Origin of the sequence: Flavobacterium muglaense (assembly GCF_014305155.1) — a bacterium.
Classification (GTDB): domain Bacteria; phylum Bacteroidota; class Bacteroidia; order Flavobacteriales; family Flavobacteriaceae; genus Flavobacterium; species Flavobacterium muglaense.
On record NZ_JACRUK010000002.1, the window covers coordinates 149,015 to 170,028 of the forward strand.

A 21,014-nucleotide genomic window follows, 5' to 3' on the forward strand; every position below is an offset into this window, starting at 1 on the left:
AAATAGGAATTGGAAAATCGGTGATTTTCACATATTTCAAATTGGGAAGAAGCGAAGCGGCTTCCTAAAAAATAGGAATTAGAAAATCGATGATTTTCAAATATTTCAAATTGGGAAGAAGCGAAGCGGCTTCCTAAAAAATAGGAATTAGAAAATCGGTGATTTTCAAATATTTCAAATTGGGAAGAAGCGAAGCGGCTTCCTAAAAAATAGGAATTGGAAAATCGGTGATTTTCAAATATTTCAAATTGAGAAGAAGCGAAAAAAATATACATCTATTTTTTGCGAAAGCATAAAAACAAAAATACAAGTCAATAGCACACAACTATGTCGGAAAATAAAACGGAGTTAAAACGCTCTTTAGGATTGATAGATGCTACTAGCTTAGTAGCGGGTTCTATGATAGGTTCGGGGATTTTTATTGTAACATCAGCAATGGCTCGTGATATAGGTTCGGCAGCTTGGTTGTTAGTAATCTGGTTGGTTACTGGTTTAATTACAGTTGCTGCGGCCTTAAGTTATGGCGAGCTTGCAGGAATGATGCCCAATGCCGGTGGACAATTTGTATACATTCAGCGTGCTTATGGTAGGTTGATTTCTTTTCTTTACGGATGGACGGTTTTTACAGTGATTCAAACGGGGGTAATTGCTGCAATTGCGGTAACATTTGCCAGTTATGCTGCAATTTTCTTTCCGGCCTTAGATGATACTCTTTTTCAAGTAGGTGATGGATTTGTTTTTACAAATAGCAAACTATTGGCTATTTTAAGTATTATTCTACTCACATATATCAATACGCAAGGGGTGAAAAGCGGTAAAATAGTACAGCTGATATTGACATCGGCTAAATTGATTGCTCTGTTTGCCTTAATTGTTTTAGGGATATATGTGGGATTGAAAACAGACGTTTTGGCTAATAACTTTACTAATATGTGGGACGCTAGTAAAACAGTTTTAAATCCTGATGGTACCGTTACAGTTACTAAGCTTGGCGGAATGGCATTATTAGGTGCTGCAGCTGCAACTATGATAAACTCTTTGTTTTCAAGTGATGCATGGAATAATGTTACTTTTATAGCAGGCGAAATTAAAGAACCCAAAAAAAATATCCCTAGGAGTTTGTTTTTAGGAACTTTGATTGTTACAATTATTTATGTCTTGGCTAATGTGGCTTATTTAGCGTTGTTGCCTATGCAGGGAACAGCAGGAGCTACAGCAGTTTTTGATAGCGGCATCATGTTTGCCAAGAATGATCGAGTAGGAGCAGCAGCTGCCGGAATGATTATGGGAAATGTTAGCATTTTTGTAATGGCGGCCTTAATTATGGTATCTACTTTTGGTGCTAATAGCGGACTGATTCTATCGGGTGGTAGGTTGTTTTATGCTATGGCAAAAGACAATTTGTTTTTTAAGCAAGCAACAGAGCTAAACAAAAATCAAGTTCCGGCCAAAGCTTTATGGGTACAATGCATTTGGGCTAGTGTGTTAGCAATTTCCGGAAAATTTGGGGATTTATTGACTTATGCCACTTTTGCCTCTTTGTTGTTTTATATCTTAACTATCATAGGTGTTTTTATCCTTCGAAAAAAAGAACCTACTACAGAGCGACCTTACAAAGCTTTTGGTTATCCATTTGTGCCAGCAATTTACGTTCTGGTTACTACTGGAATATGTTTGACGTTATTAGTGTATGATACTGTAAATACGGGTTTAGGTCTAGGAATTGTTTTGTTAGGGATTCCGGTATATTATTTTTTGATGAATAAAAAATAAGAATTTTATTCGGCTAGTTTTTTAAGTTTACTTAGGTTTAAAATGGTGATTTTCTTTCCAGATAAATCGATTAGTCCTAATTTCTTAAAGTCGGATAACAAACGGATACAGCTTTCTGTCGCAGTTCCTATCATTCCAGCCAGTTCTTCACGAGAAAGCTGAATGTGTAGTGAGCCGTCTTCGTTTTTCCCGAAAGAAGTTTCGAGATAAATTAATGTTTCGGCTAGTCTTTCTTTGACTGTTTTTTGCGCCATAGAAACAGTGTGTGTATCAGCATCTTTCAAATCACCACAAATGCTTTTCATAACATTCATAGAAAATTGATTGTTATTGTCAAAGAAACCCATGATTTCTGCTTTTGGGATAAAGCAAACTTCCATGTCTTCTAATGCTATTGCACTCAAGTTGGTGGGTTCATCGCTAATCATAGAGCGTTGTCCTAGTAACTCACCTTTACTTACTAATTTAATGATTTGATCTTTACCGTTTTGGCTTAATTTACTCATTTTACAAACGCCATCTTTGATACAAAAGATTCCGTTTACATTTTCACCTTCTACAAAAATGGTTTCTCCTTTTTTTATAGTGTAAGAAGTCTTACAGTCCGCAATTTTAAGTAATTCGTCTTTGTTTAGCGCCTTTAATGAACTAAATTCTCTAACAATACATTGCTCGCATTTACTCATTTAGAATTTTTTTTTGGTGGATTGCTACAAATTTAATCATTAAGTATGACATATATCATATTTTCATTAACATTCGTTTAAGAACTTTGCAACAGGTAAAATGAGCAAAATTATGGACACACAAAACTGTTTCCATTGTGGATTAGATATTATAAAAGAAGAAGAGATTATTTTTGACAATAAAAATTTCTGTTGCAACGGTTGCAAGACTGTGTATGAAATTTTTAGTGTGAATGATATGACGTGCTATTATGATTTTGAAAAATCCCCTGGAGCAACCCCATTAGATATTAAAGGTAAATATGAATTTTTAGACAATGAAAACATTATTGCAAAGTTGTTGGATTTTCAAGAAACTACAACCGCTATTGTTTCACTTAGCATTCCTCATATACATTGTAGCTCGTGTATTTGGATTCTGGAAAATTTACAACGTCTTCAACAAGGAATAAGTAGTTCTCAGGTTAATTTTCCAGAGAAGAAAGTCCGAATTACTTATAATCCCGAGCAAGTTTCCCTGAGCGAAATTGTCTATTTATTGAGCTCAATAGGGTATGAGCCGTATATAAGTCTAGAGAATTACGAGACAGGTAAGAAAAGCGTAGACCGCAGTTTGACTTATAAATTAGGGGTAGCTTTTTTCTGTTTTGGAAATATTATGTTATTATCATTTCCAGAATATTTTGAAGTAACCGAATATTGGCTCGATACCTACCGTCCTTTTTTTAGATGGTTGATTTTTGCACTTTCCTTGCCATCATTCTTTTATTCAGCAAGTAGTTACTATGTTTCAGCTTATAAAGGCATTCGATCAAAAATTTTAAATATCGATATTCCTATTGCATTGGGAATCGTCGTGATGTTTGTTCGTAGCACCGTTGATATCGTTTTTGACTATGGATCTGGATTTTTTGACAGCTTAACAGGTTTGATATTCTTCATGCTCTTAGGTAAAATGTTTCAAATCAAAACCTATAGTTTTTTGAGTTTTGAACGCGATTTTAAATCCTATTTCCCCATTGCTATCACACGCATCAATCCAGACAATTCTGAAGAAAGTGTTCCGGTTTATGACATTGTAAAAGGCAATCGATTATTGATTAGAAATCAAGAATTAATTCCCGTTGACGGTATTTTAATAAGTAACAGCGCTTCTGTTGATTATAGTTTTGTGACGGGAGAGGCTGTTCCCATTACTAAAAATTCAGGTGATAAGATATTTGCGGGAGGGAAACAAATAGGTAAAGTAATAGAGATGGAGGTGCTGCAATCTACTTCTCAAAGTTATTTAACGCAGTTGTGGAGTAATGATATTTTTCAAAAAAATGTCACCCAGCGCCATAAAAACATTACGGATACCATTAGTCATTATTTTACGCCTATTTTGTTGCTTATTGCGTTTTTATCCTTTGGATATTGGATTTTTATAGACACCATTACAGCTTTCAATGTGTTTACTTCTATTTTAATTGTGGCTTGTCCGTGCGCCTTGGCATTGACTGCGCCGTTTACTATGGGAAATATTTTACGCATTTTAGGTAAGAAAAAATTCTATCTTAAAAATGCCTTGGTGATCGAACAATTAGCCAAAGTAGATACCATTGTTTTTGATAAAACAGGAACGATTACTACCAATAAAAAATCGAGTATTTCTTATAAGGGCGCTCCGCTATGGGGTGATGAATTGGTTGCTATTAAGAACATTGTTCGCGCCTCAAACCATCCTTTGAGCCGCATGTTATATGACTTTTTGCCAGATATGAGTAAGGTTGTCATTGCAGATTTCGAGGAAATAAACGGCCAAGGAATTCAAGGAAGTTACAAGGATAGAAAGTTCCAAATTGGGTCTGCGGTATTTGTTGGTAAAAACGAAGAACAAGGTGTATTGCAAACTGCCGTTCATATTGCAATTGACGGCAAGTATTACGGAAAATATATTTTTAACAATCAATACCGTGATGGATTAGAGTCTCTTTTTAAAGGATTGAAACAATCGTATCAAATCAAAGTTTTATCGGGAGATAATGATGGTGAACGGAAAGCGCTGGAGACTTTTTTGCCGCAAGGAACCGAATTGATTTTTAACCAAAACCCAGAGCAAAAACTTGAATTTATTAAAAACCTACAAGATCAAGGTAAGAATGTCATGATGGTGGGTGATGGACTAAATGACGCTGGTGCATTGGCGCAAAGCAATATCGGAATCTCGATTTCAGAGAATGTTAACGTTTTTTCTCCCGCTTGTGATGCGATTCTAGAAGCCAACGAATTTGACCAATTGCACTATTTTCTGCGCCTTTCAAAAAAAGCCATGACCACCATAAAAATGAGTTTCGTTCTCTCCTTGCTCTACAACGTGGTTGGGCTTTCATTTGCTATCACCGGAAATTTAAAACCCTTGGTAGCGGCTATAATTATGCCTTTGAGCACCATCACCATCGTTAGTTTTGTGACTATAATGAGTAATTATTATTCAAGAAAGCTAAAAAAAGAGTAAAATAAGGAGCAGTAATAAAGTAGTTCAATTCAAGAGTTGTCCCGCTCTTCGCATTATCTTTTTAAAGGCTCCGTGCCTCCACCTTTAAAAAGGATAATTTGCTGCGATCGGGGCTATTTAAAACCTACTTTTTTCATAACAAAAAATCAAAGTATGATAAATATCATATTTATATAAGGAGTAGCGCAGTAATTTTGTTTAACACAAATTTAAGGTATGAGTGTCATCTATTTATTAATCACCATTAGCATATTCGTTGCAATTGGCTTTTTTGTTGCTTTTATAGTAGCAGTAAAAAGTGGCCAGTATGACGACGACTATACGCCCTCAGTCAGGATGCTTTTTGACGATGAGATCAAGAAAACACCCCAAAAACAAATACAAACAACAGAAAAAAAACAAATTTGATTATGGAAATGCAGCAGTTTTATTATGACAACAAAATTGTAAAGAAGTTCATTTACGCTACCATTCTTTTTGGTGTAGTGGGAATGCTTGTTGGGCTTACGTTAGCTACAATGTTTCTTTTTCCTAACTTAACTGACGGAATTCCGTGGTTAAGTTATGGTAGATTAAGACCTTTACACACTAATGCAGTAATTTTTGCTTTTGTAGGAAATGCTTTTTTTGCAGGAATGTATTATTCGATGCAACGATTGCTTAAAGCAAGGATGTACAGCGATTTTTTAAGTAATCTTCACTTTTGGGGATGGCAATTAATTATTGTTGCCGCAGCAATTACACTGCCTTTGGGTTACAGTACATCTAAAGAATATGCCGAACTAGAATGGCCTATAGATATTGCAATTACCTTAATTTGGGTAGTAATGGGTATCAACATGATAGGTACAATGATAAAAAGAAGAGAGCGTCATCTATATGTAGCAATCTGGTTTTATCTAGCCACTTTTGTAACAGTTGCGGTATTGCATATTTTCAATAGTTTAGAAATTCCTGTTTCGTTATTCTCAATGAAAAGTTACTCAGTATACGCAGGGGTACAAGATGCGTTAGTTCAATGGTGGTATGGTCATAATGCCGTTGCCTTTTTCTTAACGACACCTTTCTTAGGGTTGATGTATTACTTTGTGCCTAAAGCAGCAAATCGTCCAGTGTACTCTTATAGATTGTCTATTGTGCATTTTTGGTCTTTGATATTTATTTATATCTGGGCAGGACCACACCATTTATTATATTCGGCTTTACCTAACTGGGCTCAAAACTTAGGAGTTGTTTTCTCTATTATGTTAATTGCACCATCTTGGGGAGGTATGATCAACGGACTGTTGACCTTACGAGGCGCTTGGGATAAAGTAAGAGTTGATCCTGTATTGAAATTTTTCGTAGTTGCCATTACGGGTTATGGTATGGCTACTTTTGAAGGACCTATGTTGTCTCTTAAAAATGTAAATGCTATTGCGCATTTTACGGATTGGATTATTGCTCACGTTCACGTAGGTGCTTTGGCTTGGAATGGTTTTATGGCTTTTGGTATGATTTATTGGTTGGTTCCAAGAATGACAAAAGGGCCTTTGTTCTCAACTAAATTAGCTAATTTCCATTTCTGGATTGGAACACTTGGAATTATCTTATATACTTTACCAATGTATGTTGCTGGTTTTTTACAAGCCTCAATGTGGAAACAATTCAATCCTGATGGAACGTTAACTTATGGTAACTTTCTAGAAACAGTTACGCAAATCATGCCAATGTATTGGATGCGTGCAATTGGAGGTACTTTATACCTTACAGGAATGCTTGTTTTAGTTTATAATATCGCCAAAACATTAATGGCTAACGAAACTATTGAAGATGAATTAGCAGAAGCACCAGAATTACAAAAAATCAGTAGTAGTAGAATAAAAGGTGAAAAATTCCACCCTTGGTTGGAAAGAAAACCAATTCAATTAACAATTCTTGCTACAATAGCAATCTTGATCGGAGGAGTTATTCAAATTGTGCCTACTATCATGGTGAAATCTAATATACCTACGATAGCAAGTGTTAAGCCTTATACACCACTAGAATTAGAAGGACGTGATTTATACATACGTGAAGGTTGTGTAGGTTGTCACTCTCAAATGGTACGTCCTTTCCGTTCAGAAGTAGAGCGTTATGGACCACAATCTAAAGCGGGAGAGTTTGTTTACGATCATCCATTTTTATGGGGTTCTAAACGTACAGGTCCAGATTTATTAAGAGTAGGTGGTAAGTACAATGACAATTGGCATTTCAATCACATGTGGAGTCCTCAAAGTACATCGGCAGGTTCAATTATGCCAGGTTACAAATGGTTGTTTGACAATAAAGCGTTGGATATTTCAGATATCGAAGGAAAAATGAAAGTGATGCAAACACTTGGAGTTCCTTATACTGATGCCGAAGTAGCAAATGCTAAAAATGCAATCAAAGAACAATCACAAAAAATTGAAAATAACCTAAAAGCCGACCCTGACTTTGTGAAAAGTTATGAGGACAGTAAGAAGAAAGCTGCTGCTAAAGGAGAAGAATTTGTCCCTATGCATCAAAGAGAAATTGTAGCATTGATCTCGTACATTCAGCGATTAGGAACTGATATTAAAGTGAAAGATAAAAAGTAATTTACTAAGGGGCCTAAGATTCTAAGCTTGTGAGGAACGCTGTATCTACAAAAGCTTAGGAGCTTAGAGTCTAAGGACCTAAGTAATTTAAAACTAAAAAATATGTTCGAACAAATAAAACACAATATGGAGACCATCGCGGGAGTTGCGATCTATCCGATACTATCACTATTAATTTTCTTTATATTCTTTGTAGGACTTGGTATCTGGGTTCTATCTTATAAAAAAGAGAAACTAAATGAATTAAGCCAAATCCCTTTACAGGATAATTAAATATTCATAAAATAAAATTGGTCTGGATGCGCTTTTGTTTAATCAAAAGTAAAACCATAACCTAACCTAAATAATTAATCAATTCCAGCTGTACTATACATTTTTTGAGAACGTATAATAAAGCGGATATCAAAACTGATAAAATGAAAAAATTAATCCCAGCATACGTAAGAGTACCCGTAATTTTCTTTTTCGTGTTTGGCGCTATGGAATACTTTATAGATTCTGGCGATCGCGCGGCATTTATAAAATACCCAATGGTATCTTTATTTCTATTTGTTTTCTTATTTCTATTAATTGCTATAGAAATTACTGTTAAAGCTATTGATAACATTACGTATCAAATGCTAACGGAGGAGCAAAAAGAAAAATTAGCAGTTGCAAGCACTGTGAGCTATAAAGAAAGTGCATGGTTCAAGAACTTAATGCAAAAGTTGACAAAAACGGAGCCTATTGAAAATGAAGCAAATTTGTTATTAGATCATGATTATGACGGTATCAAGGAATTAGATAATAATTTACCGCCATGGTGGGTGTATTTGTTTTACGGTTGTATCGCGTTTGCACTAATCTATTTTGTTAGATTTGAAATGATGGGTGGTGACAACCAAGAAATGGAATTGAAAAAAGAATTGGCTCAAGCCAAAATTGATGTGGCCGAATATATGAAAACGGCACCCGATTTAATGGATGAGAAAACAGTAACCTTATTGACCGATCCTGCTGATTTAGCTATTGGAAAAACAATTTTCACAACAAATTGTGCTGCTTGTCATAGAGCAGATGCTGGTGGACAAATTGGACCAAACTTAACAGATGATCATTGGATTCTAGGTGGTGGTATAAAAAATATATTTCACACCCTTGTTAATGGTGGTCGTGATGGAAAAGGAATGATTTCTTGGAAAGGGACTTTAAAACCTAAAGAAATGCAAAAGGTAGCAAGTTATGTTATCTCTCTTAAGGGAAGCAACCCTGTTGATCCAAAAGCACCAGATGGTGAAATTTGGGTAGACGAGGCCGCAGCTCTGGAAGCAAAATAACAACACTGATTCACTACCTTTTGATGTTAAATAAATGGTGTCAAAAGGTAGAATTAAAATACCAATTAAAATGTCAAAATTACCAAACGAAGCTTTTAGAGATACCATTGGAACCATTGATGACCAAGGGAAAAGAAAATTTATTTTCCCCAAGAAGCCATCAGGGAAATTCTATGATTATCGCAAGTGGGTGAGTTATTTTTTATTGATCATTTTAGTAGCAAATCCGTTTATAAAGATAAATGGAAACCAGTTTATGATGTTCAACGTTTTAGAACGTCGCTTTAATATTTTTGGCTTTCCTTTTTGGCCACAAGATTTTTACATTTTCGTATTGTTTATGATTGTGGGAGTGGTCTTTGTAATTTTATTTACGGTCATTTTTGGTCGAATATTTTGTGGGTGGATTTGCCCGCAAACTATTTTCTTAGAAATGGTTTTTAGAAGAATTGAATACTGGATTGAAGGTGATCGTGGTGCTCAAATCAGACTGAATAAGCAAGAATGGAATGCTGAAAAAATTAAAAAGAAATCCATAAAATGGACACTTTTTTTAATCATTTCTTTCGCTATTGCAAATGTTTTTCTGGCATATATCATTGGTAGTGACGAACTAATTCAAATGATTGAAGACGGCCCCGCAACGCATCTAAGCACGCTGATTGCTTTGTCTATTTTTACGGCAGTGTTCTACTTTATTTTTGTTTGGTTTAGAGAGCAAGTATGTATTATAGCCTGTCCGTATGGTAGATTACAAGGTGTTTTATTGGATAACAAATCCATCAATGTTGCCTATGACTTTGTTCGAGGTGAGAAAGAAGTAGGAAGAGCCAAGTTCAATAAACAAGAGGATCGCGCAACAACTGGAAAAGGAGATTGTATAGACTGTAAGCAATGTGTTAATGTGTGCCCTACAGGAATTGATATCCGTAACGGAACGCAATTAGAATGTGTCAATTGTACTGCTTGTATTGATGAATGCGATGTTATAATGGAAAGTGTAGGCTTGCCCAAAGGATTGATTCGCTACGCCTCTGAAGATGAAATTGAGAAAAAAGAACCTTTCAAATTCACTGCAAGAATGAAAGGTTATACCGCTATCCTGGCCATATTAGTGGGGATTTTAACAGGATTGTTGTTTTTAAGAACCGAAGTTGAAACGGTTATTTTAAGATTACCTGGTCAGTTGTTTGAGCACAAAGGGGATAACATCAGTAATGTGTTTACGTATAAGATTATCAATAAAACCAACGACGACTTTAATGATATTCACTTTAAATTAGTGGGTATTAAGGGAACGTTGAAACTTGTGGGTAACCAACATTTAAAAGTTGGTAAGCAAGAAATGGTCGCAGGAACTATGTTTGTTGAGATCAATCAGTTTATATTAGAAAGTGATAAGACCAAATTAAAAATCGAAGTCTTTGACGGCGATAAAAAAATAGAAACGAGCACGACTAGTTTTTTAAGTCCGCGTAGTTTCGATTAAATACAAATCCCGAAAGAAATTTAAAGTAGGGAAATTATAAATAGATTACATACTATCGAAATTATGGAAAATACTAATCCAAAAGACCTGAATAATACTGCATCTATCACTCCCTCAAGTGGTACCGGTATTAGAATTAATTGGGGGACAGGAATCGTAATTGCAATTGCATTGTTTATGAGCTTCATTTTGTATTTTGTAATCAAAGTGCAATCGAATTCAAAGTACGATAATGAATTGGTCGTTGAGGAATATTACAAACACGATGCTCGCTTTAGCGAAGAAATGACCCGAATTCAAAACGCACATGATTTGGCTCAAAAGCCTGTTATTAGTAAAGCAGCTGAAGGGTTTACTGTTGTGTTTCCAGCCACTTTTACACCAGAAAAAATCAAAGGAAAAGTATCCCTATATAGACCGTCTATGAAAAACTTAGATTTTGAAATTCCTATTTCGCTATCTAATCCAACTTTGCTCATACCTAAATCAAGATTGGTAGGCGGTCGATGGGATATTAATATGGAATGGCAGTACGATGGAAAATCGTACCTTACCAAAGAAGTAATTTATGTAGATTAAGTTTTATTAGCTGCAAAAATTCAAAGTCTAAAAGATCTAAAGTTTCTCAGTTAAGTAGTTTACTTATCAAGCAATTCACCATTAATACAATGTTATATACTGCCTTCATATTTGGTTTAATTAGTAGTTTGCACTGTATTGGTATGTGTGGACCTATTGCTATGATGTTGCCGGTAGACAGAAACAATCCTGCTAAAAAAACAACGCAAATTTTAACCTATCACATAGGTAGATTAACAGCTTACGGAACAATTGGATTTGTTTTTGGATTGCTAGGTAAAGGATTTTTTATGGCAGGTCTACAACAAAACTTATCCATTATCATAGGGGTTGCTATGATCTTAATTGTTATTATACCGGAGAAAAAATTTGCTAAGTATAACTTCTCCAAGCCAGTTTTTAAAATAATTTCGAGAGTCAAACAACAATTAGGAAGTCAGTTTAAAAATAAAAGTTATAAATCATTGTTTACAATAGGTTTGTTAAATGGCTTTTTACCCTGCGGAATGGTCTACGTGGCTCTTTTTGGCGCAATAGCCATGCAATCGGCTAGTTTGGGAGTGTTGTATATGGTTTTGTTTGGTTTAGGAACAGTGCCTATGATGAGCGCAGTGGTTTATGTAAATTCATTTCTAACACTGCCTATTCGCAACAAGATTCAAAAAGCAATTCCCTATGTGGCTGTTTTGATAGGTGTACTTTTTATTCTTAGAGGATTAGGATTAGGGATTCCATACGTTTCGCCTTCTAATATGAGTTTATTTGTTCAAGCGAATCCCAACTGTCATTAAAAACTATTTTAATTTAATATAAAATTATTCAACATGGAAAGACACGATCTAGTACACGAATTCCCAGAATACGCAGAGAAAATTCACGAAATGAAACAAAGTGATGCTCATTTCAGAAAGTTATTTGATGAATATAATGAAATGGAACATGAAGTACACCGCGTAAATACAGATACAGAAGTGGTTACTGATGGGCATGCACATGAATTGAAAGCCAAATTATTGTTTCTGAAAGATGAGTTATACGCTATGTTAACTAAGGAATAGAACAGTAACTGACTATTTATTGAAAACTAAAATTCGCAAATTGAGATTGTATTAAAATCTTAATTTGCGAATTTTTATTTTGCTGGAAAAGGTTACTTTTTTACATTCGATTTTATAGAGGATCCCAATTGTCAGTTCGAGCGGATTCCAATGTTAGATCAAGTGGGTATGAATTTGACAGTTCGAGCTCACTCTAATTGTTAGATCAAGTGGGTAGGAATTGTTAGTTCGAGCGCACTCTAATTGTTAGTTCGAGTGGGGAGGAATTTGTCAGTTCGAGCGCACTCTAATTGTTAGATCGAGTGGGTAGGAATTTGTTAGTTCGAGCGCACTCTAATTGTTAGCTCGAGTGGGTAGGAATTGTTAGTTCGAGCGTACTCTAATTGTTAGTTCGAGTGGGGAGGAATTTGTCAGTTCGAGCGGACTGCAGTTGTCAGTTCGAGCGGAGTCGAGAACCATCATCATGTTTTTACTGCGTTCGAAACAATAAAAAAAAGTACTAATCAGTCATTATATCGTCATCGAAAACAATTTAGTGTCAGGAGCTTTTCGTTTTAATAATAAGTCAAACGCCATACAAATATTACGAACGTAGGGTTTTCCAGCCTCAGTGACTTGTATGCTGTTTTTATTAAGAATCACAAGCCCATCCGTTTCCATCTCTTTAAGTTGGATTAGTATTTCGGGAATTTCGTCAAAGTAATCGCTTTTGTTCTCCCATGAAGTTTCAAACTGACACATTAGATTTAGGATATGTTTGCGTATAATTAAGTCTTCTGCTGTAAGTAAATGGCCTCTGTAAATAGGAAGTTTGTCCCATTCTAGGATTTGATAATAGTCTTCTAGGTTTTTTTCGTTTTGAGCAAAGCTATACCAGCTATCACTGATAGACGAAACACCTAGCCCAATCATCAACTTTGTTTTTGATGAGCTGTAACCCATAAAATTTCGATGTAGTTTACCTGTTTCAAAAGCATCGTAAAGACTGTCTGTTTTTAAAGCAAAATGATCCATTCCTACTTCATGGTAGCCATTTTCAAGAAGTAATTCTTTACCCACTTGGTACAACATCCTTTTTTCTTGATCTTTTGGGATATCTTCATCTTTAAAGCCACGTTGACCATTTCCTTTTATCCATGGCACATGGGCGTAGCTGTAAAACGCCAAACGATCTGGTTGCAATGATTTGGTTTTTTCGATAGTATCAATTACATCGGCTATTTCTTGAAATGGTAAACCAAAAATAATATCGTGTCCTATAGAAGTGTATCCAATTTCTCTGGCCCAAAAGGTAACCTTGGCTACATTATGAAACGGTTGTTCTCTGTGAATGGCTTTTTGTACTTTTGGAGAATAATCTTGCACCCCAAAACTAACTCTTCTAAAACCTAAATCATACAGTTTTTGCAAATGGGCGTGTGTAGTGTTATTAGGATGACCTTCAAAACTAAACTCGTAATCAACCGCTTTTTTTGCATGACAAAAGATACCGTTGATTAAGTCTTCAAGATTTTTGGGCGAAAAAAAGGTAGGTGTTCCTCCACCTAAATGAATTTCCTTTACAATAGGTTGCTCGCCTAGTATACCGCAATATAATTTCCATTCTTTTAAAACAGCTTGTATATAGGGATTCTCAACCTCGTGATTTTTTGTAATGCGTTTGTTGCAACCACAAAAAGTACACATGCTTTCGCAAAAGGGTAGGTGTATGTATAAACTAATTCCTTCTCTGGTATTACTTTCTATAAATGATTGTTTTAAAGTAGCAATCCAGTTCTCGTACATAAAGTCAGTTTCATTCCAGTACGGAACAGTAGGATAACTGGTATATCTAGGTCCAGGAACATTGTATTTTTGAATCAGTGTATTTTTCATTGCTAGCATTTTTATCTTGTATTCAAAAGTACAAGGAAGCCTCAATATTTAAAATGATAAATGTCATGCTATAGTTTTAACCATAAAAAAAAACCTCAAACTGTTACTAGTTTGAGGCTTCTTATAGTGTTGTTGTACACTTTATTCTTGATTCAAATTTCTTAATTGTGCTAGCTTTTCTTTCCACACATCTAAGCTTTCTTTATGAATAGCAATATTTTTGCGGACTTCTAAAACAATTGAATTTTCTTTTTTAGCATTTTTGGTATTCGTAAAAAACTGGATGTTATTTTCAAGTTGAAAAATTTCGTTTTGTACTTCGTCAATTTTTCTAATCAAGAAAATCTTTTCGTTTTCCAGCTTGCGAGTGTCATTGTCTTCAGATAATTGATCAATACGATTAGCAAATCGCATCATATCGGTTTCTTTTTTACTCAAACTTAATTTGTCAAACAACGCATCAAGGATTTTATTGAATTTCCCTTCAATATGTCTTCTTGCGTGCGGTACTCTGCCTAGGCTTTTCCAAGCTTCAATATGTGCTTTGATCGCATCAAGATCAATTTTATGATCACCTGTTAATTGAAACTCTCTTAAAGTTTCTAGATATGTTTTTTTGTTTTCAAACGAAGTGATTTCTTCAGCGTTTTCTTCGTTTTTTTGCTCTTTCAACTTGTCAAAGTAGTGGTTACAAGCTTCTTTGAACTCTTTCCAAACCTTATCAGAATATTTGCGGGGTACATGTCCTATTTGTTTCCACTCATCTTGAATGCGTTTCATGATAGGAGTTGTCACGGCAAAGTCAGTACTGTCTTGCAGTTCTTTTGCTTTTGCAACAAGCGCATTCTTTTTATTTAAGTTTTCAGTTTGATCCCTTTTGATGTCTTTGTAAAAAGAATTTTTAAAAGAGTTGAAGTTTCGAACGGCTGTTTTAAAAGCCGACCAAGTTTCTTCATTCACATCAGAAGGTACTTTTCCAGCATTAAAGAACGCAGTTCTCAAAGCTTCTACTTTTTCAATTTGACCCAGCCATTGCGAGTGCGCATTTACTTTTACAGTTGCCAATTCTTCAATTGCGGCTATAATCTCTTTTTTCTTTTCTAAATTTTCAACTTCAGCTCCTCTTAGTTTTTCGAATAAAAGTTCGCGTTTGTCATGCATTTTTTTAGTCAAATCACTAAAAAGATTCCAAATCTCATCACGATTTTCTTTAGAAACAGGACCTATGTCTTCTTTCCACATTCTATGTAAATCCTGCAATTCTCGGAAGGCTTTATTAATGTCCTCTTCGTGCAATAATTCTTCAACGCGCAAAATAATTTTTTGTTTTTGCTCTAGATTATGCTTAAAGTCCAAGTCGCGGGCTTCTCTGTCAAGATGTAAATAATCATAAAAATTCTCCACATGAAAGTGGTAATTATTCCAAACGTGATTGTATTTATCCTTAGGTATTGATCCTGCATTTTTCCATCGGTCTCTTAATTCATTAAAATGTTTTAAGGTGTCTTTGATGTTTTCCTGCGGATTAATTAGCTCTTTTAATTCTTCAACAATGGCTAATCTATTTTCTAAATTCGTTTTCAAGTTGGTTTGTAAACTCTTGAAATGAACATTTTTATTGGTTTTATATTGGTTGTAAACTTGGTCAAATTTTATTTTCAAAGGAGAATGATAGTGAAAATCTTCGGTTGTATCTGGATTTTCAGCGTGGAATTCCTCTTTTTTTTCTTCGATAAAATGATTGAATTTAGCCAAGAAAGCTTTCTTGATTTCATCAACATGTTCTTTGATAGACATGACTTTATCAGTAGCTACAAGGCTTGAAAGTTCTTCAACAAGCGCTTCCATTGATAAGGTGTCGTAATCCTGCATCGGTATTTCGTGACGATCCTTCAAGGTTTCATCTTCACTTTCTTCTGCATTCGAGTCGTCAATTGAATTGAGTGCTTTTTGATTGGCATTTTCAGCAACGGCTTCGTTATCCAAAACAGGTTCAGTTACCGATTCCTTTTCTAGCGTTGCATTTTCTAGATTTGATTCATTCGAATCAGTGCTTAACTTTCCATCTGCATCTTGCAGGTTATCATTCTTTTCTTCTAACATTGGTTCAATGTGTAAGGTTCCTAATAAATTGAAGTCGAAAGATAGTGAAGCGGCACCGAATAACAAAGCAAATCCTTAATTTAGAGTCGTTTTATCCTCAATTCCTGTTTTATTTGAAGCACTTTCACGCTCTCGAAAGCTTATGGACACTATATTCCCGATAAACAAAACGGTGCTTAAAAAACCTTGTTTTGTATTTCTGGAGATACCGCTTTTGTTGGGGCTTTGCTTTTGTAATTGAATCAAGGCTCAATTATCATAAATTAAAAAGTCCCACCGAAGCAGGACTAAAGATTTTCATCTACGGCATATAGCCTTATTGTGATAAGATTAAAGATTAGAAATTTTAATCAGTTACAAATGTAAATAAAAAATAAGTAGGTTGCAATGTGGAAAAACGTAAAGCTGTTTATTATTTTTGATGTAGCTTTAAAAATTCTTACAAAACAAAGATTAGTATGGCAAAAATATTAGGTTTAGACTTAGGGACAAACTCGATTGGATGGGCGGTTGTAGACAAAGAGGGGAATGATTTTACTCTTGTAGATAAAGGAGTGCGGATATTTTCTGAGGGAGTGAAGTCTGAAAAAGGTATTGAAAGTTCACGTGCAGCAGAACGAACTGGTTACAGAAGTGCACGAAAAATTAAATATCGCAGAAAGTTAAGAAAATACGAAACTTTAAAAGTTCTATCTATAAATGGAATGTGTCCGTTGTCAATTGAGGAAGTTGAAGAGTGGAAAAAATCTGGATTTAAAGAATACCCACTTAATCCTGAATTTTTGAAATGGTTACGCACTGATGACAACGAAAATGTAAACCCTTACTCTTGTAGGGATAGAGCAAGTAAACAAAAAGTTACTTTGTTCGAATTAGGTCGTGCTCTTTATCATATTACGCAAAGAAGAGGTTTTTTGAGCAATCGTTTAGATCAATCAGCTGAAGGAGTTTTTGAAGAACATTGTCCACAAATTCAATCTGCCATTGAAGATGTAAATACTTCTGATGAAATATTAATTGAATTGAAAGACTATTTCCTTAATAGAGGAATACTTGATGAATCTATAACAGGAGGTTTTAAAAAAGATTTGGATGAAGGAGAGAAAAAGTTAAAGACACTTTATAACTCTTTGGTGGCTATAACTAAGAAAAATGAAAATGATATTGTAAAATGTAAAGACGAACTATTTACTCGATTAAATAAAAAAGAAGATTTAGGTAAAGTTAAAGGCAAAATCAGTGAGATTTCGCAAGCAATGAAAGACGGAGGTTTTGTAACCTTAGGACAATATTTCAATAGTTTGTATAATAAAGGAAAAATTAGAAACCAATATACAGCTAGAGAAGAACATTATTTAGCAGAATTTGAGATTATTTGCAAAACACAAGCTATTGAAGGTATTACTGATAGTGAGCAGTTACCAGAAAAAAGATATAGAGGTTTAACAAAGGAATTATATAGAGCGATCTTTTTTCAACGTCCGCTAAAATCTCAAAAAGGATTAATAGGTAAGTGTTCTTTCGAAAAAAGTAAATCGCGATCCGCTATTTCTCATCCTGATTTTGAAGAGTACAGAATGTGGACTTATTTGAATACTATAAAAATCGGAACACAATCTGAGAAAATATTACGTTTTTTATCACAAGAAGAAAAGCTTAGTTTAATTCCTAAGTTTTTAAGAAAAAAGGATAATTTTAATTTTGAAGATTTGGCCAAAGAATTAATTGAAAAAGGGGCAAGTTTTGGATTTTATAAATCTTCAAAAAGAGATAGTTTTCATTATTGGTTTAATTACAAACCTACAGATACTGTGGCAGGCTCTCCAGTTTGTGCTTCTTTGAAAAATGTAATTGGAGAAGATTGGAGAATAAAAACATTTACTTATCCAACTTTAAATTCAAAAGGTATTGAAGTTAATAGAACAGTAGATTATAAAGATTTGTGGCATTTACTATCCGTTTCTACTTCTGATATTTACTTATATGAATTTGCAAAAGATAAATTAAAATTAGAAGAAAAAAACGCTAAGACTTTTAGTAAGATTAGATTGAAAAAGGATTTTGCAAGTTTGAGTGTGAACGCAATCAACAAAATTTTACCGTACGTAAAGGAAGGATTACTGTATTCGCACGCCGTTTTTATGGCAAATATTGGAGGTATAGTTGATGAGGCTATTTGGAACGACTTGGCGCAAAGAAAATATATACAAGATAAGATTGCGGAAATAATAGCCAATAATACATTTGACAATGGACTTTTAGAAGTTGTAAACGGATTAATAAAGGAATGTAAGGTTGACGGTGCTTACTATTCTAAGGAAGCAGAAGCTACTTATAGAAATGATTTAAGTAAAAGACTAGTTTCGTTTTTTAAGTATCATAATATTACTGATGGCTTGAAGCAAGAAGTAATCTTAAAGGAATTGTTTCCTGTTTTTATAGAGCAATTAGAAGCTTATGAGTTCATAAAAGTAAAACGTTTGGACGAAAAAGTTTTAGAATTCCTAAAGGGAGAAAATGAAGATGGAGAAGTTTTTTGTAATAATCCGAAGCAGTTAAATAAATTGTACCATCCTTCAGATATTGATGTTTTCAAAAAGCAAAAAGCGAGAGATAAAGACGGAAAGGAAACTGGTCAGTTAATATTAGGAAGTCCATTAACTTCTTCGATTAAAAATCCAATGGCAATGCGCGCTTTACATCAACTCCGAAAAGTATTAAATGCCTTAATAGTAGAAGGACAAGTTGATGAACGAACAAGTGTTCATATCGAAATGGCTCGGGAATTAAATGATGCTAATAAACGAAAAGGAATTCAGGATTACCAAAATGAAAATAAAAAAGAACGTGAAAAATATAAAGAAGAAATTAAGAAGCTCTATTTAGCTGAATGTGGTAAAGAAATTGAGCCAACGGTTGATGATTTATTACGTTATCAATTGTGGATTGAGCAAGATAGAAAAGAGATTTATGAGAACGGTAATAGTATTAGTATTTGCGATATTATAGGAGAAAATCCAAAATATGATATAGAACATACTATTCCGAGAAGTATTTCGCAGGATAACTCTCAAATGAATAAAACGCTTTGTAGTCAAAAGTTTAATAGAGATATTAAAAAGCAAAAAATGCCTATTGAATTAGTTAATCATTTGGAAATTTTGCCAAGAATTGCGCATTGGAAAAAGGAAGCAGAAAATTATACGAGAGAAATTGAAATGATTATTCGTTCCACAAAAACAGCAGCAACCAAAGAAGCTAAAGACAAAAAAATTAGAAGAAGACATTATTTGACTTTAAAAAGAGATTATTTACAAGGTAAATATGACCGTTTTATTTGGACAGAGCCTAAAGTAGGATTTAAAAACAGCCAAATTCCAGATACAGGAATTATAACCAGATATGCGCAAGCCTATTTGAAGTCCTATTTCAAAAGGGTAGAAAGTGTAAAAGGAGGAATGGTTGCCGAGTTTAGAAAGATTTGGGGAATTCAAGAAAGTTATCAAAAAGATGGCAAAAAGTACTTTGTAGAAAAAGATAGAAGTAAACATACACATCATACCATTGACGCCATTACAATTGCTTGCATGACCAAAGATAAATATGATGTTTTGGCTCATGCCTGGACTTTGGAAGATAAAGAACAATTATCCGATGCTAGAAAATTATTAGCAGATTCAAAACCATGGAAAACATTCAAAGAGGATTTGATAAAGATTGAAGAAGAAATCTTGGTATCGCATTACACACCAGATAATCTAAAGAAACAATCCAAAAAGATAGTGAGAATTAGAGGTAAGAAGCAATACGTAGCAGAAATAGAAAGAGTTGCAAATGGCAAAGCTGTTCCTAAAATAGATTCAAGCCGTAAAATTATTTACAAATTTGGTAAAGACGGTAAAAAACTACCAAGGTTACAACAAGGTGATACTGTGAGAGGATCATTACATCAAGATAGTATTTATGGTGCAATTAAAAACCCATTAAATATAGAAGAAATTAAATATGTAATTCGTAAAGATTTAGAAAGTTTAAAAGCCTCAGATATTGAAAATATTGTTGATGAAATAGTAAAAGAGAAAGTTAAAGAAGCGGTAACTAATGGGATTTTAATACTATCTTCAAATGCACAACAAAAAAATAAAATTACTGAAGGTAAAAAAGTGTGGATGAATGAAGAAAAAGGAATTGCAATTAATAAAGTTCGATTGTATGCTAATTCAGTTAAAAATCCTTTAGAAATAAAAGAACATAGTTTATTGTCAAAATCTCGTCACGAACATAAGCAAAATGTATACGCACAGAATGATGAGAATTTTGCAATGGCTATTTATGAAGATTTTGATAAAAAAGGAAAAATAAAAAGGTCGTTCGAAATGATTAATAATATTGATGCAGGGTCATATTACAGATTAGGTAATGAAGAAAATAAACTGAAATATGATATAGTAACCAATCCTCACGATAAAACTGGATTACCATTGAAGTATATTTTAAAAAAAGGATTGATGGTTTTGTTTTTCAAAGAAAATTTTCAAGAAATATTAGAATTACCCACTAGTGATTTGCATAATAGATTATATAAATTAGCTAAGTTTGACGCCCAAGGAAGATTAACTTTTAGGACTCATTTTGAAGCCCGACAAGCTAGTGAATTGAAAGAAATTTATAATGTAGATTTTGAGTCCCCATTTGAACAAATTAGATTGCAAGTAAGTAAACTAAATATGTTAGTTGAAGGATATGAGTTTGTATTGACAGCTTCTGGCAAGATTACTTTCATTTAAACAAGCTAATAGTTCTTTGACATTTTGTTCAACATCTTAAACATCTCAAACCACAACTGAAAGGGATAGCATCCGCCCAGCAGGGATGCAGTCGCTTTCAGTTGTGGTTTGATTAAAGATTAGAAAACACGATATTTATATCGGCACCTGCAAGTGTTCAATCATTGTTGTGGTTTGATTAAAGATTAGAAAACACGATATTAACGTATGATAGCAAAGGACTTGTAACAGCGTTGTGGTTTGATTAAAGA

14 protein-coding genes and 1 CRISPR repeat array (1 of these 15 cut by a window edge) are annotated in these 21,014 nt (G+C 34.1%); of the genes, 11 read left to right on the forward strand and 3 right to left on the reverse strand.

The window, feature by feature from the left end; genetic code table 11:
• Positions 1–327: 327 nt before the first annotated feature.
• A complete protein-coding gene (locus H8R24_RS01785) occupies positions 328–1,773 on the forward strand; it encodes an APC family permease (RefSeq protein ID WP_187016795.1) in 1,446 nt (481 codons plus the stop codon).
• A 5-nt stretch (positions 1,774–1,778) separates the two neighbouring features.
• On the opposite strand, the gene H8R24_RS01790 is transcribed toward H8R24_RS01785, so the two are convergent.
• A complete protein-coding gene (locus H8R24_RS01790) occupies positions 1,779–2,459 on the reverse strand; it encodes a Crp/Fnr family transcriptional regulator (RefSeq protein WP_187016794.1) in 681 nt (226 codons plus the stop codon).
• Positions 2,460–2,571: 112 nt separating this feature from the next.
• Between H8R24_RS01790 and H8R24_RS01795 the strand changes: the two genes are divergently transcribed.
• The 9 genes from H8R24_RS01795 to H8R24_RS01835 all read left to right on the forward strand — a co-directional run bounded on the left by H8R24_RS01795 (position 2,572) and on the right by H8R24_RS01835 (position 11,998).
• The gene (locus H8R24_RS01795; RefSeq protein ID WP_187016793.1) at positions 2,572–4,956 is read left to right on the forward strand and encodes a heavy metal translocating P-type ATPase metal-binding domain-containing protein; all 2,385 of its coding nucleotides are present in this window, start codon (positions 2,572–2,574) and stop codon (positions 4,954–4,956) included.
• A gap of 216 nt (positions 4,957–5,172) precedes the next feature.
• The gene (gene ccoS, locus H8R24_RS01800; protein ID WP_187016792.1) at positions 5,173–5,364 is read left to right on the forward strand and encodes a cbb3-type cytochrome oxidase assembly protein CcoS; all 192 of its coding nucleotides are present in this window, start codon (positions 5,173–5,175) and stop codon (positions 5,362–5,364) included.
• A gap of 2 nt (positions 5,365–5,366) precedes the next feature.
• A complete protein-coding gene (gene ccoN / locus H8R24_RS01805; protein ID WP_187016791.1) occupies positions 5,367–7,556 on the forward strand; it encodes a cytochrome-c oxidase, cbb3-type subunit I in 2,190 nt (729 codons plus the stop codon).
• Positions 7,557–7,658: 102 nt separating this feature from the next.
• Entirely contained in the window at positions 7,659–7,829 is a 171-nt protein-coding gene (locus H8R24_RS01810; protein ID WP_187016790.1) for a cbb3-type cytochrome c oxidase subunit 3, read from the forward strand.
• Between the two features lie 143 nt (positions 7,830–7,972).
• On the forward strand, positions 7,973–8,872 hold the full coding sequence (locus tag H8R24_RS01815; protein ID WP_187016789.1) for a cbb3-type cytochrome c oxidase N-terminal domain-containing protein: 900 nt from the start codon (positions 7,973–7,975) through the stop codon (positions 8,870–8,872).
• Positions 8,873–8,942: 70 nt separating this feature from the next.
• Positions 8,943–10,361: a cytochrome c oxidase accessory protein CcoG gene (gene ccoG / locus H8R24_RS01820; protein ID WP_187016788.1), complete on the forward strand. Its 1,419-nt coding sequence runs from the start codon at positions 8,943–8,945 to the stop codon at positions 10,359–10,361.
• A gap of 129 nt (positions 10,362–10,490) precedes the next feature.
• Positions 10,491–10,940 (forward strand): FixH family protein, encoded by a 450-nt coding sequence (locus tag H8R24_RS01825; protein WP_187016911.1) that lies wholly within the window; start codon positions 10,491–10,493, stop codon positions 10,938–10,940.
• Between the two features lie 89 nt (positions 10,941–11,029).
• Complete coding sequence (locus H8R24_RS01830; RefSeq protein ID WP_187016787.1) at positions 11,030–11,731, forward strand: sulfite exporter TauE/SafE family protein; 702 nt, start codon at positions 11,030–11,032, stop codon at positions 11,729–11,731.
• Positions 11,732–11,764: 33 nt separating this feature from the next.
• Entirely contained in the window at positions 11,765–11,998 is a 234-nt protein-coding gene (locus H8R24_RS01835; protein ID WP_187016786.1) for a YdcH family protein, read from the forward strand.
• 510 nt (positions 11,999–12,508) lie between these two features.
• On the opposite strand, the gene hemN is transcribed toward H8R24_RS01835, so the two are convergent.
• Together hemN and H8R24_RS01845 are read right to left on the reverse strand one after the other, a co-directional pair.
• A complete protein-coding gene (hemN, locus tag H8R24_RS01840; RefSeq protein ID WP_187016785.1) occupies positions 12,509–13,873 on the reverse strand; it encodes an oxygen-independent coproporphyrinogen III oxidase in 1,365 nt (454 codons plus the stop codon).
• A gap of 141 nt (positions 13,874–14,014) precedes the next feature.
• Entirely contained in the window at positions 14,015–15,976 is a 1,962-nt protein-coding gene (locus tag H8R24_RS01845) for a DUF349 domain-containing protein (RefSeq protein ID WP_187016784.1), read from the reverse strand.
• 458 nt (positions 15,977–16,434) lie between these two features.
• On the opposite strand from H8R24_RS01845, the gene cas9 reads away from it, so the two are divergent.
• On the forward strand, positions 16,435–20,763 hold the full coding sequence (gene cas9, locus H8R24_RS01850; RefSeq protein WP_187016783.1) for a type II CRISPR RNA-guided endonuclease Cas9: 4,329 nt from the start codon (positions 16,435–16,437) through the stop codon (positions 20,761–20,763).
• A 100-nt stretch (positions 20,764–20,863) separates the two neighbouring features.
• A CRISPR array of direct repeats spans positions 20,864–21,014; the repeat unit is 36 nt; unit sequence GTTGTGGTTTGATTAAAGATTAGAAAACACGATATT (it continues 610 nt past the right edge of the window).

What these genes read in the sequence shown, in the direction of transcription:
- H8R24_RS01785 (WP_187016795.1), top strand. Translation starts at nt 328, where the DNA reads ATGTCGGAAAATAAAACGGAGTTAAAACGCTCTTTAGGATTGATAGAT.
- H8R24_RS01790 (WP_187016794.1), bottom strand. Translation starts at nt 2,459, where the DNA reads ATGAGTAAATGCGAGCAATGTATTGTTAGAGAATTTAGTTCATTAAAG.
- H8R24_RS01795 (WP_187016793.1), top strand. Translation starts at nt 2,572, where the DNA reads ATGGACACACAAAACTGTTTCCATTGTGGATTAGATATTATAAAAGAA.
- ccoS (WP_187016792.1), top strand. Translation starts at nt 5,173, where the DNA reads ATGAGTGTCATCTATTTATTAATCACCATTAGCATATTCGTTGCAATT.
- ccoN (WP_187016791.1), top strand. Translation starts at nt 5,367, where the DNA reads ATGGAAATGCAGCAGTTTTATTATGACAACAAAATTGTAAAGAAGTTC.
- H8R24_RS01810 (WP_187016790.1), top strand. Translation starts at nt 7,659, where the DNA reads ATGTTCGAACAAATAAAACACAATATGGAGACCATCGCGGGAGTTGCG.
- H8R24_RS01815 (WP_187016789.1), top strand. Translation starts at nt 7,973, where the DNA reads ATGAAAAAATTAATCCCAGCATACGTAAGAGTACCCGTAATTTTCTTT.
- ccoG (WP_187016788.1), top strand. Translation starts at nt 8,943, where the DNA reads ATGTCAAAATTACCAAACGAAGCTTTTAGAGATACCATTGGAACCATT.
- H8R24_RS01830 (WP_187016787.1), top strand. Translation starts at nt 11,030, where the DNA reads ATGTTATATACTGCCTTCATATTTGGTTTAATTAGTAGTTTGCACTGT.
- H8R24_RS01835 (WP_187016786.1), top strand. Translation starts at nt 11,765, where the DNA reads ATGGAAAGACACGATCTAGTACACGAATTCCCAGAATACGCAGAGAAA.
- hemN (WP_187016785.1), bottom strand. Translation starts at nt 13,873, where the DNA reads ATGAAAAATACACTGATTCAAAAATACAATGTTCCTGGACCTAGATAT.
- H8R24_RS01845 (WP_187016784.1), bottom strand. Translation starts at nt 15,976, where the DNA reads ATGTTAGAAGAAAAGAATGATAACCTGCAAGATGCAGATGGAAAGTTA.
- cas9 (WP_187016783.1), top strand. Translation starts at nt 16,435, where the DNA reads ATGGCAAAAATATTAGGTTTAGACTTAGGGACAAACTCGATTGGATGG.